The organism is Mastigocoleus testarum BC008, from assembly GCF_001456025.1.
Taxonomy (GTDB): domain Bacteria; phylum Cyanobacteriota; class Cyanobacteriia; order Cyanobacteriales; family Nostocaceae; genus Mastigocoleus; species Mastigocoleus testarum.
Genome location: NZ_LMTZ01000121.1, coordinates 1 through 17,326 on the forward strand (window position 1 = coordinate 1; position 17,326 = coordinate 17,326).

The window sequence follows — 17,326 nt, forward strand, 5'->3', positions numbered from 1 at the left end:
CAGTCAGCGTGGCGGGAAGCATGGCGGGAATGGTGGCGGGAAGCATCGCGGTAAACACGGCGGGAATGGTGGCGGGAAGCATCGCGGTAAGCACGGCGGAAGGCGTGGTGTTCAGCGTGGCGGAAGGCGTGGTGGTCGGCGTGGCGGTCGGCGTGGCGTTCGGCGTGGGTGCAACTATAAATTTATGGCGACCTGTGCTAACTTACCCCTTTCTGGTTTTATTCCATAACATACTCTATCGCCTTGACCAACGATTCACAGATCACCATTTAAGTTTTTTACACTTACATGCTTCATTTTGGGACGAATATCAATTAATACCATTGATTGGCTTGGATAAGCATTTAGTGCAAGTCATGGAGCAAAAACCAGATGAAGGACAAGTAGCTATTGATTATTTATTAAGTAATAGCCGTCAGCGCTGGGCTGTTCAAGCTGCACAAATTGAACTGGATGCACGAATGTTGGAAAGCTCTGAATCGGTTGAATTTATCCGTAAAGTTTACCACAAATTGGTAATTGGAGAGCTAGAAGGTAAAGCCAGCCCCATACTACGCATATTCACTCGCATCAGTGAATATGTAGATTCTGCTCTCAGTCAGCGTAGTAACTATAACCAGCGTTTAGCCCTTACAACTACTGCAGATCGATTAAATGCAAATTTACAGGATCTTACTCGCAGCAGTAACGAATATGCTCCCCGTTTTTACCCGATCGCTCAAAAATGGCATGAAATAATCACCAACTATGTAGAAGAGCTAGCAAAACAAGTTGAACTGCGCCAGGAAATTGACTCTCCTTACATTCTCGCCGTTCCCCTCACCCAAAAGCAAGAAATCTTCAGCGGACGCGATGACATCGGAAGTCGCATCGAACAACTAATCCTAGATCGCCGTCGCCCACCCCTGCTACTCTACGGACAACGCCGCATGGGTAAAACTTCCCTCCTCTACAACTTGGGAAAACTCCTACCCAACTCCATCATCCCTATGTTTGTGGACTTGCAAGGTGCACCTTCATCAGCAAATAACTACACAGGTTTTCTCTACAATCTCGCCAGGGGGATGATTACCTCAGCAAAAAAAGAAGCTGTTAATTTACCACCACTCACCCGCGAAACCTTAAAAGATGACCCCTTCACCTGCTTTGACGAATGGCTCGATCGCGTAGAAGAGGTACTAGAACAAAATACCGCTTTGTTGATGCTAGATGAATTCGAGGTACTTGACAGCGCAATTACTAAAGGACGATTTGACGAACAAGACGTATTGGGAATGTTACGTCACCTGATCCAACATCGTCCCCGCTTCAAAGTCATGCTGGCTGGCTCCCATACCATTGAAGAATATCAGCGTTGGGCTAGTTACTTAATTAACGTGCAAGTGGTGCATATCAGTTACTTGGAAGAAGAATCAGCCCGTCGATTAATTGAGCGTCCCGTAAAAGATTTTATGCTGCGCTACGAACCGGATACTGTAGAGCGCGTGTTAGAACTTACTCGCTGTCACCCCTTCTTAGTACAATTACTTTGTAGTGAAATCGTCGCCTATAAAAACGAACAAGACCCCTCAGTGCGACGATTAGCAACTTTAGCAGATGTGGAAGCAGCAGTTACGGAAGCCTTGGGTACTGGTAGTTTTTTCTTTGCTGATATTCAAAATAATCAAGTAAATGCGATGGGGCTTGATATTCTCAGGTTTATGGCTGCAAGAGGGGAAGGGGTAATTGTTAATAAAAATACTATATTACAAGAAATTCCTGGCGTGTTAGAAAGTGATTTTCAAAAGTTATTGCAACGGGAACTGATTGAAAAAATAGAGAATGAAGAAGAAGGAGATGGTTATCGCTTCCAAGTGGAGTTGATTCGGCGATGGTTTGCAAGATAAGTTTTGAGTTGTACTGGTGTTAGCCATAGTAGGTTAAAACCCACTACAAAGCTTACCCAGTCTGATTTATCAGACTTTTTCTATGAGCCTGGGAATTTATTCCAAGGCGTCTATGAAAATGATGTAAGTTGTTAGTTTAAACTAAATTTAACTATTATATTGAGACTTTCAGCAAGTTTTGTATGACTTTATCCAATAGTTTTTTTATAGTGCAAAATGTGAGCGTATAAATAAATTAACTTATCGCGATCGCTAAATTAACTTATCGCGATCGCTTAATGGATAGCTTGGGGAGCTTTGGGAGCGATCGCAACATTTTAATTTAGAAGCATTAAGTTAAAAAGAATTTATGGGTGCAAATTTTTATAGATCTAATAAATCTAAGATATCTACCAAATTTAGATTCTTTCAACATTCTAGCTATCAGATGCTGTTGGGAAGTTTATTCATAATTACCAGTAGTTTCACATTTGTTCCCAATCGGGTATCTGCTCAAATTATCCCCGACGGAACTCTACCCAATAATTCCCGCGTTACACAGCAAGGAAACACCACAAAAATCGAAGGTGGAACGCAAGCTGGAGGTAATTTATTCCATAGCTTCCAAGAATTTTCTATTCCTAATGGAAGTTCGGCTTATTTTAACAATGCTGGAAATATTCAAAATATTATTAACCGAGTTACTGGAGATTCTGTATCCAATATTGATGGTTTAATTCGTGCAAATGGTACAGCAAACTTATTTTTGATTAATCCCAATGGAATTGTATTTGGGAATAATGTCAGACTAGATATTGGTGGTTCCTTTATTGGAAGTACAGCTGACAGTTTGGAATTTGCTGACGATCGCTTTTTTAGTGCGAGGGATACTAGTAACTCTTCACCTCCACTTCTGACAATGACTACTCCCACCGGTTTACAGTTTGGTCGGGGTCGTCGTAGGGGAGCGATCGCCAATCAGGGAAACCTGGAAGTTAAACCGGGACAAAACCTAACTTTGGTTGGTACTAATTTTACTAATACTGGAAATTTAACAACTAATGGCGGACAAATCTCTCTTGCTGCTGTTCCGGGGGAAGGTTTTGCAAGTTTGGGAGATTTTGGAGAACTGCAAAATGTGGAGTACCAATTTCTAGGTCGCGATCTAGAAATTGGAAATATTATCAACCAAGGAAGAATCGATGCTTCCAATACCCAAATAGGAAAACAAGGTGGTAGGGTACTTGTTTTGGGAGAAAGAATTGGTTTATTTGCAAACTCCTCCATCGATGTTTCTGGTGATGTAGGTGGTGGTGAGGTCAGAATTGGAAATGATGGGAAATATCCCAAGGGTATGAAAGCAAATGCAACCTATGTAGCCCCAGAAGCAAGAATTACAGCAGATGCTTTAACTAGAGGTGACGGGGGACAGATATCGATTTTCTCGAGAAATTCCAACCGTGTTTACGGAAGCTTGAGCGCTAAAGCAGGATCGAACTCTGGTAATGGTGGTTTAATTCAGACATCAAGCCAAAATTTTCTCGACACCAAAGGTATTGAAGCAGATGCTAGTGCTAACAATGGTTTAGCTGGTACTTGGTTGTTAGAAACCCCAAATGTTGATATTTCTGGTGTAGACGAAGAAACAGGTTTTCCTTTAAGCAGCAACGATCCAAATATTTTTATCCCTGAGACTGACACAGTTGCAGTAAGCATTCAGGATATTGAAAACCAAATCAACACCGGAACTAGTTTTACTGCGATCGCAAATGGAATTGCAACTCAAGAAGGAAATATTCAAAAAGGAAATATAAAAGTAAGTGGTGATTTTGCAATCAATATTACTAAAACGGTTGATTTTACCTTACAAGCAAATAATAGTATCGAAATTGAAGGACTTAATCTATCATCTAATAATTCTCCTCTGAGCATATTTCTCAGAAGTGAAAACTTAAAAACTGAAAACTTAAGAAATAAAAATAAGACTTATAGAGGAGGAAACATCAGTCTTAAAAATGTGGATATCAATAAAATCAGTGGAAGCTTTAGTGTTAATGCTGCAAATTATTTTCATGCAGAAGAAATAGGGATAAACGTCGATAACACCATAGCTAGAATAGCCAAACCTTTTTCTATCAGTGCTTCTAATACATCACTGCGCAGAATTAATATTATAACTAATAACAACAGCAATTCCAATCAAAGTCAAGGGTCTTCAATATTTATGAATGCTGACTCTTTAGAATTAAAAGGTGGAAGAATTTTAAGTGGTACCACTAACAATGGTGAATCGGGAAACATAAATATTGATGTTGATATACTTTCAGTTAAGAATGCAGTTATAACTAGTGATACTTCTTCGAGTGGTAATGGAGGAACGGTAAATATTAAAGCAGATACCGTTGAAATTGAAAGTGGTTCCATTGGTAGTAGAACATTTGGTAATGGTGATGCTGGAGGAATTAATATCGATGTAAATACAGTTTCATTTTTTAATGGAGGAGCCCTTGAAACATTAACTAGAAATACTGGGAATGCTGGAAATATTAATGTCAATGCAACCGAAAATATTACTATTAAAAATAGAAGTGGTTGGAATAGTAAAACATTTGGAAGCGGTAATGCTGGTAATATCAGCGTCAAGACTAAGTCATTATTAGTAGAAAATAGTGGAATTGGTTCTGGTGTTGATGGTAATAATAATAAAGGAAATGCTGGATCGATTAATATTGATACTGACTCTACTTTTTTACTCAATAGTGGAATTACAAGTGGAACAGAAGCTAAAGTCAATGCAGGGAATATAACTCTACGGACTCATTCATTGGTATTAGAAAATAGTGGTATTACTACTAATGCAGATAATCCTAACATTCCAGTAAATGGAGGAAGTATAAATATTAATGCTGATTCTATTTTTTTGCGAAATGGTGGTATTAGATCTCAAACTATATTTGGAGACGGTGGAAATATCACATTGAATATAAGAGATTTTCTATTGTTACGCAATGGTCAGCAGATTTCTACAGCAGCAGGTACCGAAGGAACTGGGGGAAATGGTGGTAACATCACTATTAATATCCCCGATGGTTTTATTATTGCTGCTCCAAATCAAAACAGCGATATTACGGCGAATGCTTTCAACGGCAAAGGTGGTAAAGTCAGAATTAATGTCGCAGGTATCTTTGGTATGATACCTCGTACTCGGGAAGAGTTAGCAGAATTACTAAATACCAACGATCCAAATCAATTGGATCCAAGTCAACTATCAACCAATGACATTACAGCCATTTCACAGCAAAACCCTTCTTTAGATGGCACGATAGAAATTGATACTCTAGACCCAGAACCGAAAAGTGATTTAATCAACTTACCATCGGAACCAGTCGATACAAGGATTGCTCAAGGTTGCAGTACTCCTAATTACGCCCGAAGTAGTTTTACTATTGTTGGGCGCGGTGGTTTACCAGTAAATCCCAAAGATGTTCTGAATAGCAACTCAGTGGAAGTCGGTTGGGCTAGCATTAAACCAATAAACCAAAAAAAACCCAATTTATCTGATGCAGATCTCAAAAGCGAAGCATCCCCAAACAAAATAGAAAACATCATCGAAGCAACTCAATGGTATTACAACGATAAAGGAGAAGTAGTTTTAACTGCTGATTCATCGAATGCAAATTCTAGTAATAATTGGCTAACATCTACTATTTGCAATCGTTTTTGAAGAATTTATTTGAAATAATATCACGTCCGGTAAAACACTTGTAATAAGGTTCGTAGTAGCGCTTTAGCGCAATAGACAAACATTCGCGCTAAAGCGCTACTACAAACATATTTTTTCATAAGTAATTAAGTGGACATCGTATAACTTGTTTGAAATAACTTGTTGGAAATAAACTGTTTAAATTGAGCGGAGAGTTTGCAGTCTGCGGTGACGTAATTAAGTAAGAACATTAAACTCAGAACACAACTCTCCTGTTTGTGGTGCAGATAGTTGCGCAGTCACTATCTTCTTGTATGTGTTTTTATTTTATTCTATTGAATTGCAACTCTCCACGACCCGAAAAATTAAGCGATATCGTATTACGATTAATAACATTATAGACTGCGGTATATTCCCTACCAGCATATATGCCATGTACAACGACACTCCCACTACGAACTTCATAGGTATTTTTTTCTGCAGGACCTCCGCTTCCGCAAAATGAGATTGATTTTTCGAATGTTATCTCTTTACAGGGAAAGTAGACAGCTAATGGATTTTTAGAATCAACTTCCCAGGTACCGATAAGTGGATTGGGTTCCAAATCTTCTCGAGTTTCGAAAGGTGAATTGAGTGGGAAACAACCCGAAAATGCCACCGAAAGCACTCCAATAACAAATAGCTTTCGTATCATCTTTACACCTTGTACTGGTCGCTCAGCTATATATTATGTTACACCACCCATTTTGTTATGTTACATGTCTCGTTGCAGAGCGAGGATAAATATCTATATTAGCAACGGCTTTATTAGCCACGGCTTTGCACCATAAAGTTATTCAGCATTGGCTACAACAAACCCCGTGTACCAACAGATTAAAAGCACCTGTTAAGAAATAAACTCATTTTAATTATGCGTAGCGCTATGATTTGGCGAACAACAACTAATAATAGGTACTTTTGATATCTTTTCTAAACCAACAGATTGCAGAAGTTGTACCCAAATATAGTTTTGCGCATTAGTATTATTTAAAGTTGCTAAAGTATTGATTGTCTCATACCAAATTCCATTTTGTGCATATAATATCGCTTTTTGTTGTGCCGATATATTTTCGTTTAATTGAGCTTGAAGCTGAGAAGTAATTGCTTCCCGTTTTACCCATCCTTGAGCAAAATCTTTTTGCAATCGTATCTTAGGCTTGCATAAGCGATCAATAAATAAATAGTATTGGTACCACTGATTGATTTCTAAATTTGGTGCATTCGCAGGAAGAGAAAAGCTGATAATTCCTGGTGCGTCAGTTAATTTTATATTACTTTCATAAATCGTTTTATTGTTTCTATTTCGCAAAGAAAACTTAGCACTTTTAACAGACTCAATGTGATGGGGAATATAAAACCAAAATGTCGGGTGTGTTTTCGTAGTTATTCCCCAACGTAGTTCAGTATTTTCAGTCCCTTTAGTCACAGGTACTACTGGAGAAAAGGGTATTTCTGATGCAATCAAACAACCTCGCTTTCCTGCGGGTCTAGTTCCACGGGGTGTCCCTTGGCGTTGGGGTTGTCTAAAATAGATAAATTTTCTCGTCGGTTTAACTGGCGTAGTTCTGGGTAATTTTCTTGTGGGTTGATTAAAAGGTAATCTTTCCCATAAAGGTTTTTTATTAGGTTTAGTTTTTCTAGGTTTAGATTGGTCGGTCGATTCTTGAAAATTTAATCTTTGTTTTGAATGTAACGATTTGTTTGAATATACTTTTTTATCTGAATATATTTTTCGATTCAAATTTAATGTTTCTTTTGCAACCGCTGATGTTGGGATAAAACTCAATACTGTTAGATTAATGATGAATAAAATTTTCCAGTGTTGATGTTGTAATTGCTTTTTAAACATAATAAATTTATCGGCTTGTGAAAAAAATATATAAAAAATGAAAGCTTCCGATCTAAAGCCTTTATAATATTTACGAAATATCTTACTAAACTAATTTTTTATAAAAAGCTAAAATTAGTATTTATCCTTTTTTATATTAAAAAATTACCAATTACCAATTACCAATTACCAATTACCTATTACCTATTACCTATCACCAATTACCTATTACCTATCACCAATTACCTATTACCTATCACCAATTACCTATTACCTATCACCAATTACCAATTACCAATTACTAATTACCTATCTTAAATTTATGAGATTTTGAATAGGTTGCTGAAACGATTTGCGCGATCGCAAATGTCAATACTGATGGAACAATAGGTAACCAAATACCTTGTATAAATGAAACAAAACTAACTCCATAGATAATAGTAACCCCAACTCCTCCTAACAGCAATAAGAGTGAAAAGGAATCAAAACGCCACCCAATAGTCCCTCCGAACGCAGCGAAAATCGACACAAATATAAATTCCCCCCACAATGGTAAAGGTGATAGCAAAGGTCTTCCATCCAATACCGTACTCAAGATTTGACTAATCATTTGAGCGTGAAGTATTACCCCAGGCATATACCTTTGGGAAGAATTGAGAATTTCACTATAGGGAGTGAGAAAATCGTCTCCAGAAGTCGGGGTTATTACCCCAATTAAAATAATTCTATCTTTGATAAATTCTGGCTTAAGCTTGTCTCTGAGTACTTCTGTAAGCGTGACAACCTCCACAATATCATTGGGAGAACGGTAGGAACGGTAATTCAATAAAATTTGATTTCCCCAAGTGTCAGCTTTTTGGTATCCACCAGCATTTTCCCGTAGAGATTGCAAAACAACTTTTCCTAATCGCCAGTTTTCTTCCTTTACCTCAAGTGCAATACCTTTATTATTTAAGTAATGTAATGCTAATTGAGAACTGAGTCCCCAGGTTGTCGGACAAGCAGAATAATGAGGTGCATGCATTGATAATAAATGGCGACGTAAAACACCATCAGAATCAGCCAAAACATTACTAAAACCGAGATGCTGTTCTAATATTTCCGGTGGTGGAGCAACACCCTTTGACTTCGATTTTGATTCACCTACATGACATGTACTGAATAAAGGAACCTCCTTGACAGCATTGTTAAGTAAACGTTCCTTTAGTTCTATTTGCTTTGAATCTATGGGAAAATCACGAAAAATATCTAATCCAATCGCTTGGGGTTTATGAGGTTCCAATTTATCTAATAATTTTGCTAATGCTTCATCCGATAAAGAACCTTTGCGTTGTTTCTGTTCTGGAAGCTGAAAATCTTCTTCTGTAATTCCAACCACCAAAATTCGCCCATCCGGTCCTTCATCGGGACGCGATCGCATTAATTGGTCGTAAGCTTGCAGTTCCCATTTTTGCAGTATTCCAAGATGACGCAAACCCATGACACTCAGGGTAACCAAACAAATCAATAAGATAGATGCAATTAGTTCTCTCCCACCAAAAGGTGTAGATGTTTTGGACTGAGACCAACTCATCGGTATTTCAGCTGGATTTTGACAAATAACTGGTAACCAAGTTGCGCAAGGATACTCATCTTCTAAACTTTCCAGTCTCTCTCTAGCCAAACGTACTGCTGTATATAATGATTTTTCTCGAGAAAATTCAGTTAAGAAATGTCGCAAAAATTCTTGTGCGACAAAATCGGGTACTGCTTCGCGCATCACGATCACTTGGGGAATATTTAAATCCTCCAAATATGACGCTAAAGCTAAACCGTCACAGGAATTAAAAATAGCTAACCTTAAACCATTTTTTATCGCCGTTTTCAGAGCGTTTCTTAACTTATCCAAACCAATTGTCTGGGTTCGATTAATTTGAATAGTTCCCTTTTCTTCACTGGAACTATGTCCAGCAAAAAACAGGATATCCCAGCCCCGTTCCCAAAGTTGTTCGTTTAATTGTCTCGCTTCTGGTTCTACCAAAAACTCAATTTTTGCTTTACCTGATAGTTGTTCTAAGAAAGTTCGATCTCGTTCGAGATTAAGTCCTTCCCCGTTTCCTTGAATTGCTAAAACCTTGATTTTTTTGTCTTTTTTTTTACTGGATTTTTTACTTGTCCTTTGGAAATCTAGTAAACTTAAAGCAACTTCTGTATAGGGATAATCTTCAAAAAAGTTCCATAAATGCCAAGGAAGGCGGCGTAATAAATCGTCATTTGTTTGGATAATTAATCTAATCTCGTCATCTGGATCTAAATATCTGCGTAGTTTTCGATCTATGAGACGAAACTCTTCAGAATTTAACCAATTATTGATCAATACTTGGAAGTGATCGCATAACTGACGAAACTCAACCTCAGAAACCTGAACTACATCTTCTTCTTCTAGTTCAAAATCATCATCTATAAAATTACCATCTCTAGAATTACCATTTTTAGCATTACTATCTTGAGCACTACGAACTGTCAAACTATTATCAGTTGAATTTATAATCCCTCGGCTTAAATTGAAACATTGATTTAAAGCTTCATATAGAAACTTCCAACGCCGATACAAAATAGGAATTTCTGGAATAGCAGGTAAAGCAGCATGAAATTTCATTGGATATGAATCGCTGTCCAACCATAATTCTGCACTGACTGTAGTAAATCCATTTTCCAAATCACCTTGTACTAAGCTTAAAACCACGAGCTTAGACATTCTTACCACCATAGCGAGAATTAAATTTTAAACGTTATATTTCAAACTGTAAATCCCAAAGTTTAGATGTAAAAGTTTAGATGTCAAAGTTTAGATTTCAAACTTCTCAGTCCAACTAAATCGGTCGAGAATAATTTTAATGTGAAAGCATTTACCTATTTTCGATTTAAACCTTTTTAACTGGATATAATTATCTTGATTTCTTGCTTCTACTTGTTGAATATTATCCCCTGATTCCGATTGCATTACAAGTTTTACATGGGGTGGTAAGTATAATTTATCTCCAACAGAATGTAGTTGAATGCGAATTCCAACTTTCTCTTCTTCTTCTGGAGTAATTGCTACTAATAATGCTACTGGCTGAGAGCCCAATTCTATACCCAAGTCTATGAGTTTTGCACCTTTAATACTTGATTTACTAGCAATTCTAGCAGTATTTCTAAACGTCAGTTGTAATTCTGGGGGGCTGGAAAGTTCTTCTACTTTTTGCCAATCAGCGACAAATTTATTTTCGAACCATTGAATCAAATTAACCGGAGATTGAAGTTGCTTTAAGTATTCTGGTAATTCACAAATATTTCTTAATCTGGTAATAGGAATATCTTCAATAGATGCCTTTTCTAAAAACCCTAATAGTTTTGCTTCTCTCAGACTTTGATTTAACTCAACAATCACACACCCAACTCTCTCAGACCAAATTTCTGCAGGGAGACGAACAAATGAAGCATGTGGAGAAACAGGAATACATTCTAATTTGCCATAATATTTTAATTTCAGATCGGCAACATTCATTAAGGTTTGCATTACTGGATTCCAACTATCACTTGATGTTAAATCAGTTTCAATGCCCAGAGATTCTAAATAAAAGTTAACAATATATACTGCTACCGTATTACGGGAAACCTGTTCAATTTTCTGAGCATGGGATTGATGACGTTGAAAATCCTCAGCTATTGCATAAGCTTGGGAAGATATGGGAAAACTTAAATTTAATATACCGTTGTGGCAACTCATCGCTAATATAATTCCTTTTTGATTACATTCTTTTTGATTACATTCTTTATGTAAGTTTAGCTTCGTAATTTTAATTTTTTTAATTTGTATGATTTGATTTTTATAATTTGATTTGTATACATAATTTTAGTCGTGTAAGTATTTTTCGAAGATTGGCATAAATTTTTTAATACTACGATTATAAAATGTGTATAAACTTTGCTGTGGAACTCCTAATTTTTCTGATATTTTTCTCATAGATAGTCCTTCTAAACTAAGAAGAGCTATTGTCCGAAAATTAATTTTTTGGTGTTTTTTCATGCAAGTATTCTGAAAAATTTTTTCTGGGTCTTCATCAATCAATTCTCTAATTATTTCCGCAAATGGTGCTTCTTCAGATGGAGCAGATATACTTTCATAATTATCTTCATCTAGTAGAATAATTTGGTATTCTTTACTGATTTTATGAGATTGAATGTCAATATTCCTAAAATAAGAGCGTTTAATTATGTAAGACATACTGGAATTAATCCAAACCATAAATTTGCTATACTCATTATTATCATCTACTCTATTTGCCTCAAACTTATCTATTTTTAAACATATAAATCGCCATAGCTCAGTTAAAGAATCAGCAGAAATATCCTCATAAGTTTGTAAATCAACTTTATACATTTGGGGCTTTTTTAACCTTCCACATATAATGATGGCATTAAAAAGTTGGGTAAGAGCTTCAAGTTTATTTGGGTTATGAAGTGGTAAGTCAACAAACTGTTGAGCATTAATCGCTAACTTATCAATTCTTTGGTAAACAGCTTTTTTTAAAAAAAAATCTAATGAACGTATCCGAGATTGCAATTGACTTTTGTTATAGTCGTCTTCCTCAACATGACATAATAATTCCAGACGCGCTTCATCATAGATCTCTTGATAGATACAGGGTATTTGAACTTTTATCTCACGACAAAGTTTATGCGATCGCACAATGACATCGACTGGATAAACTGAAACCATAGCTTGAGTCCTGTCTTCAAGACCTTATATTGTGTATTCAAATCTTCAAAAGGAAAATTATGTAAACAAAATTATATTTCAGTAAAGAAATATTTACATAAACATATGCTGTTGCATCACAATACACACATAGAGAGATAATAACTCTGATGAGATAATAAACTTAGGCAAAATCTGAAACCAACGACACACTGAATAATTGAAACTTAAAACCTACTTTTAGTTTTCAAATAAAGCCTGAGGTATTGAAAAAATAAACTCAAATCATGACGTTATTTATACGTCATCAATATCTACCACCGATCTCTAGTTAAATGTAAATTCTAATACTCGTGAATGGAAAAAATTTGAGAACCTTGCTTTGGTTTTTATTTTACTCTGCCAACTTGAAGGATAAGTACAATGGACAACACAATGAGTAACGAACACTCTTTAGGACAAGAAAGTTTACCTGTGGAATCTCTTGATGAAGCTAAAGAAGCACAAGATATAAAGCCGGGTATTAATTATAACAATGCTCCAACTTTGATAGTGGATCCAAAAACTCAATTGATAACAGTTAGTGACCCTTCGCCAACTATTTCTGTATTTTGGGATCGAGTGGTTCAACAAGCTGTAATTGAGGCTTCACCGGGTCCCACCGTTGCATCTCGTGCTTATGCAATGATCCATACAGCTATCTTTGATGCTTGGGCTGCTTACGATCCTAAAGCCATATCAACTCAACTCTCTGATGACTTGCAACGCCCTTCATCAGAGATTACTGAAGCTAACAAAATAGAGGCGATGAGTTATGGAGCTTATCGGGTTTTGAGAGACCTTTTTCCCGATCAAATAGAGATATTTGAAAATTCAATGCTCGAACTAGGTTTCGATCCACACAACAATACTACAGATATCACTACTGCTGCTGGTATCGGTAATGTTTCTGCAGCTGCATTATTAGACTTTCGCCGTCAAGATGGTTCAAATCAGCTTGGAGATAATCCGAATGGAATTCTCGGAGTTCCATATTCCGACAACAGTAATTATCAAGCAGTTAATAGCCCCGATGAAATAGTTGATATTGAGCGTTGGACTCCAGAAAGGGTACCAATTAATGCTGAACCAGGGGAAGAAAAAAGGATTCAACAATTTCTTACACCCCAGTGGGGAGATATTGAACCTTTTGCTTTGGAATCTGGCGAGCAATTCCGACCAGAAGCACCAGAGCCATTTCTGTTAGTGGATGGCTCTGTAAATTTAGAGGATAAGACAATTACCCTCGAAGATGGTTTCACAGTAAAAATTGATAAAAGTCTCATTGGAACGATTATTAATCCCGAATTTATTGCTCAAGTAGAAGAAGTTGTTGATATCAGTGCCAATTTAACTGACGAGCAGAAGTTAATTGCAGAGTTCTGGGAAGATGGTTCTGGAACTTCATTTCCTCCCGGTACCTCCATGACCTTTGGACAATTTGTTTCAGCTCGGGACAATAATAACTTAGATGAAGACGCTCAACTATTTTTCAGTTTGGGAAATGCTGTATTCGATGCAGGTATTGCCACATGGGACGCCAAAAGGTTTTATGACTATACTCGTCCAGTCAGAGCAGTACGGGAGCTTGGTAAATTAGGACTAATAGGGGAATTTAGCGAAGAAAAAGGTGGTTTTGTAATTGATGCATGGCAACCGGGACAAGGAACTCAGACAATTTTGGCGACTGAATTTCTGACATATCAAACTCCTGGTAGCGATCCTTCTCCACCATTTGCTGAGTACACTTCCGGTCACAGTAGCTTTAGTGCAGCAGGTGCAACCATTCTGGAATTATTTACCGGAAGTGATGAATTTGGTGCTTCTGTTAGTTTTAAACCTGGCGAATCGCGTTTTGAACCAGATATTACACCTTCAGAAACAGTTATTTTACAGTGGGATACTTTTAGTAAAGCTGCAGATGAATCTGGGATTTCTCGACTTTATGGGGGAATCCATTTTACTGAAGGAGATTTGAACGGGCGAAAGTTAGGAGAAGAAATTGCTCAGAGTGTTTGGGAAAAAACTCAGTTTTTCATCAATGGTGGAGAAATCAATGGTGGAGAAGTAGATGAATTAATTAATCCTGCTAATGCTGAAAATCTAACACTCCACAATAGTTATTTTAGCAACAGTGAAGACATTATATCCTTGGATATTGATCGCACTACTTTAATTGGAAATATTGAGTCTAGTAATTTTGGACTCCCTAGTAGTTATCCCCTGGAAAACCCGAATTTTGTTGGAGTTTTTGAAGGTAGTGTGGATATCTTAAATGTAGGTAATTTGGAAGTGTGAGGAAATTTATTGGCAGCTTAGGTGTAATTTTTGCATAAGTATCAAGACATAAAACCTACATCAATAGTGTAGATCGCCTAATAGTAGTGCATAGCACATGAGAGCACAAGCTTGATTGAAATAAACAAGTTCAAGATCTGTATAGGTTACTCATCCCTACTTCTGTATTTATAAATAAGACAAAGAAAAGAAGTTAAAGGTAAAAAGGAGAAGACAAGAGTCAAGATAAGTACAAACAAATCAAAAAATTATCTCTGACTTTTGTCTTTTTTGATATGTAATCAAAAATAACTTCTAAGAACAAATACTATAAATAGTCTTACGTGAGGATATGTGATGATTTTAAGCCAAATTCATTATCTTCTTATAAGTTTCATTCAAGTTTTCTCTAGTAATCAATTTTCCTGAAGTGTTTGCAGCAGTTGCAATATTAATTTGGGTGTATAGAGTTTTATGTGTAGAGATATTCAATTGCTGGAAATTTACACGAATTATAGTTTTTAGATTAAGGTTTACTACTCTCATAGAATCAGGTAAATAAGCCCTTAAGCTTTACATACTGTTGCAGTACAGCATGTTTTACGCCCAATTTCATATCAGTACAAAAACTATATTTCGAGTTAATGGAAATAATCAAATAGATTCAAATAATTTCAACATTTGAAATTATTCAATTATTTGTATTCGTATGTAATTAGTCGCTCTCAAAAAGTATTATTGACTTTCTATATTTAAGGTATTAGCTCATATTTCTGAGGTTTTGTCAACAAAGAATAAAATAATTAAAATCCTTAGGTTTTGCTTAAATTATTCAGGAATGGGAGACAAACAATTTGAAGGAAATAGTAAGAATTACGTAGATGAAACGACAAAGCCAAAAACTCTAATTTAATGTGTTCGAATCTATGTATTCAAATCTATGTATTTAAATCTATGTATTCAAATCTATGTACTCAAATCTATGTACTCAAATCTATGTATCGAACTTAATGTCTATTAATAACTAATTATTCATTATTGATAAAGAAAATTTTTGTAAAGGAGGTTGAAAGACAATGCTGAGTAAGGCTTCTGAAAAAACAATGCACGCTATTAGATGGGTGCTTGTAATCGGATGGACGCTGTTAATTGTCTCACTATTTTACGATCCCATAAGCCAGTATTTAACGGAACCCAGCAACTTGTTGTCTCCATTACGTGACTTACAGTTAAGTGACGATCCACCAATAAAGGTTTTCGTCCAAGGAAAAGAATTAATACAAAATGCTTATCCAATTGGAGCGAGAATTTTTTGGGGTATGGTTGTACCCAGTGCAGTCATGATCGTACTAGTTTTCGGACACGAAACTTGGCGACGTATTTGTCCTTTATATTTCTTCTCCCAAATCCCTCGTGCTTTAGGTTTGAAATCTAAACTAGATATCAGCCAGAATAAATGGCTAACTCGCAATCATCTGTACGTACAATTTGCTTACTTATTTGTTGGTTTAAATTTTAGAATTTTATTCATTAACTCTACAAGATGGGCTTTAGCCTCATGGTTTCTGCTTTCAATTTTCTCTGCAATCTTAATAGTCTTTCTCTATGGTGGTCGTAGTTGGTGTCATTACGTCTGTCCATTTGGACTTGTCCAAACTGTTTTTACCGGTCCTGCTGGTTTATTAGGAAGCGACGCTTCTTCTGCACCTCCGAGAAGCATTACCCAGTCCATGTGTCGAGAAATAGACAAAAAAACAGCTAAAGAGAAAAGTGCTTGTGTGGCTTGTAAATCCAATTGTATGGATATAAATGCAGAAAATTCCTACTGGAGTGACCTAAAAAAACCCGGGCGCAGATTTATACAGTACGGCTATCTTGGACTAGCTATTGGTTATTTTGTTTACTACGGATTGTATGCTGGCAATTTTGATTATTATTTTTCCGGTGCTTGGACCCATGAAGAAAATCAGTTAGGAACTTTGTTTGACCCAGGTTTCTATATATTCGAGCGGGCAATTAATATACCTAAAATCCTTGCAGTTCCTTTAACTTTAGGATTCTTTGTCATCGCCGTTTATTTGCTGTGCAGCAAATTAGAGAAAGTATATCGTGCTCATCTTAGAAGACGTCATCCTAACATAAGTTCCGAGCAAGTATTGCACAGATCTCTTTCTATTTGCACCTTCATCGCTTTCAATGCTTTTTTCATCTATGGTGGTCGTCCGGAACTTCTACGCTTTCCTTCCGAAGTGAACTTAGTATTTAACGGCTTTGTAATCCTAGTTAGTACTTTGTGGTTGGCTAAAACTTGGGGACGTAGTTCTGAGCAGTACCAAAGAGATACTCTAATTTACAGTTTTCGTCGTCAACTCAAAAAATTACCAATTGATATTTCCCGCTTTTTAAAAGGTCGTTCTCTTGATGACCTGACATCCAATGAATTATTTATCCTGACTGCTGTTTTACCTCAATTTCAACGTCGAGACCGCTTGCAAGTCTATAAAGAAATATTGCGGGAAACTTTGACCCAAGGAAATATAACTCCTCAAAACACCTTTGAAGTTCTTAGAGAGTTACGTCAGCAACTAGCGTTAAATGATGATGAACACTACAGTGTATTGTCCAATCTAACTCAAGAAGAACCATCGACTGTTTATCCGGTACCTTCCCAGCAAGTAACAACAGTCCTAAGACCCAAAAAACTTTCAGACTCGCCCAAAAAGGTACAAGCAACCCCAGCAAAAACAGAAATCAGAGCGAAACGACGCCCTCCGAAAAATAACTAATAGCAGCCAAAAGTAGCCCAAATCTCAGGTTTGAGTCTTAAAAATAACGAATAGCTCCCAATCAAT

General features: G+C 36.6%; 9 protein-coding genes. 4 read left to right on the plus strand and 5 right to left on the minus strand.

Annotation, left to right across the window (positions count from 1 at the left end):
* A partial coding sequence (locus BC008_RS31245; RefSeq protein ID WP_201026198.1) for an ATP-binding protein occupies positions 1 to 1,886 on the plus strand: 1,886 nt, incomplete at its 5' end.
* 349 nt (positions 1,887 to 2,235) lie between these two features.
* Positions 2,236 to 5,589, plus strand: a complete 3,354-nt coding sequence (locus BC008_RS31250; protein ID WP_027845548.1) for a two-partner secretion domain-containing protein — start codon at positions 2,236 to 2,238, stop codon at positions 5,587 to 5,589.
* Positions 5,590 to 5,890: 301 nt separating this feature from the next.
* On the opposite strand, the gene BC008_RS31255 is transcribed toward BC008_RS31250, so the two are convergent.
* The 5 genes from BC008_RS31255 to BC008_RS31275 all read right to left on the minus strand — a co-directional run bounded on the left by BC008_RS31255 (position 5,891) and on the right by BC008_RS31275 (position 12,179).
* A complete protein-coding gene (locus BC008_RS31255) occupies positions 5,891 to 6,262 on the minus strand; it encodes a hypothetical protein (RefSeq protein ID WP_058183637.1) in 372 nt (123 codons plus the stop codon).
* 210 nt (positions 6,263 to 6,472) lie between these two features.
* Positions 6,473 to 7,456 carry a DUF928 domain-containing protein gene (locus BC008_RS31260; RefSeq protein WP_027846970.1) on the minus strand — a complete coding sequence of 328 codons (984 nt, stop codon included), beginning with the start codon at positions 7,454 to 7,456 and terminating at the stop codon, positions 6,473 to 6,475.
* Between the two features lie 280 nt (positions 7,457 to 7,736).
* Complete coding sequence (locus tag BC008_RS31265; RefSeq protein ID WP_027844604.1) at positions 7,737 to 10,172, minus strand: CHASE2 domain-containing protein; 2,436 nt, start codon at positions 10,170 to 10,172, stop codon at positions 7,737 to 7,739.
* A gap of 90 nt (positions 10,173 to 10,262) precedes the next feature.
* Positions 10,263 to 11,186 carry a DUF1822 family protein gene (locus BC008_RS31270; RefSeq protein WP_027844603.1) on the minus strand — a complete coding sequence of 308 codons (924 nt, stop codon included), beginning with the start codon at positions 11,184 to 11,186 and terminating at the stop codon, positions 10,263 to 10,265.
* A 126-nt stretch (positions 11,187 to 11,312) separates the two neighbouring features.
* Positions 11,313 to 12,179 carry a hypothetical protein gene (locus tag BC008_RS31275; RefSeq protein ID WP_027844602.1) on the minus strand — a complete coding sequence of 289 codons (867 nt, stop codon included), beginning with the start codon at positions 12,177 to 12,179 and terminating at the stop codon, positions 11,313 to 11,315.
* Between the two features lie 402 nt (positions 12,180 to 12,581).
* Here BC008_RS31275 and BC008_RS31280 point away from each other — a divergent pair, with 402 nt between their 5' ends.
* Positions 12,582 to 14,495 carry a vanadium-dependent haloperoxidase gene (locus BC008_RS31280; RefSeq protein WP_201026128.1) on the plus strand — a complete coding sequence of 638 codons (1,914 nt, stop codon included), beginning with the start codon at positions 12,582 to 12,584 and terminating at the stop codon, positions 14,493 to 14,495.
* A 1,055-nt stretch (positions 14,496 to 15,550) separates the two neighbouring features.
* Positions 15,551 to 17,260, plus strand: a complete 1,710-nt coding sequence (locus BC008_RS31290) for a 4Fe-4S binding protein (protein WP_058183639.1) — start codon at positions 15,551 to 15,553, stop codon at positions 17,258 to 17,260.
* Positions 17,261 to 17,326 lie beyond the last annotated feature (66 nt).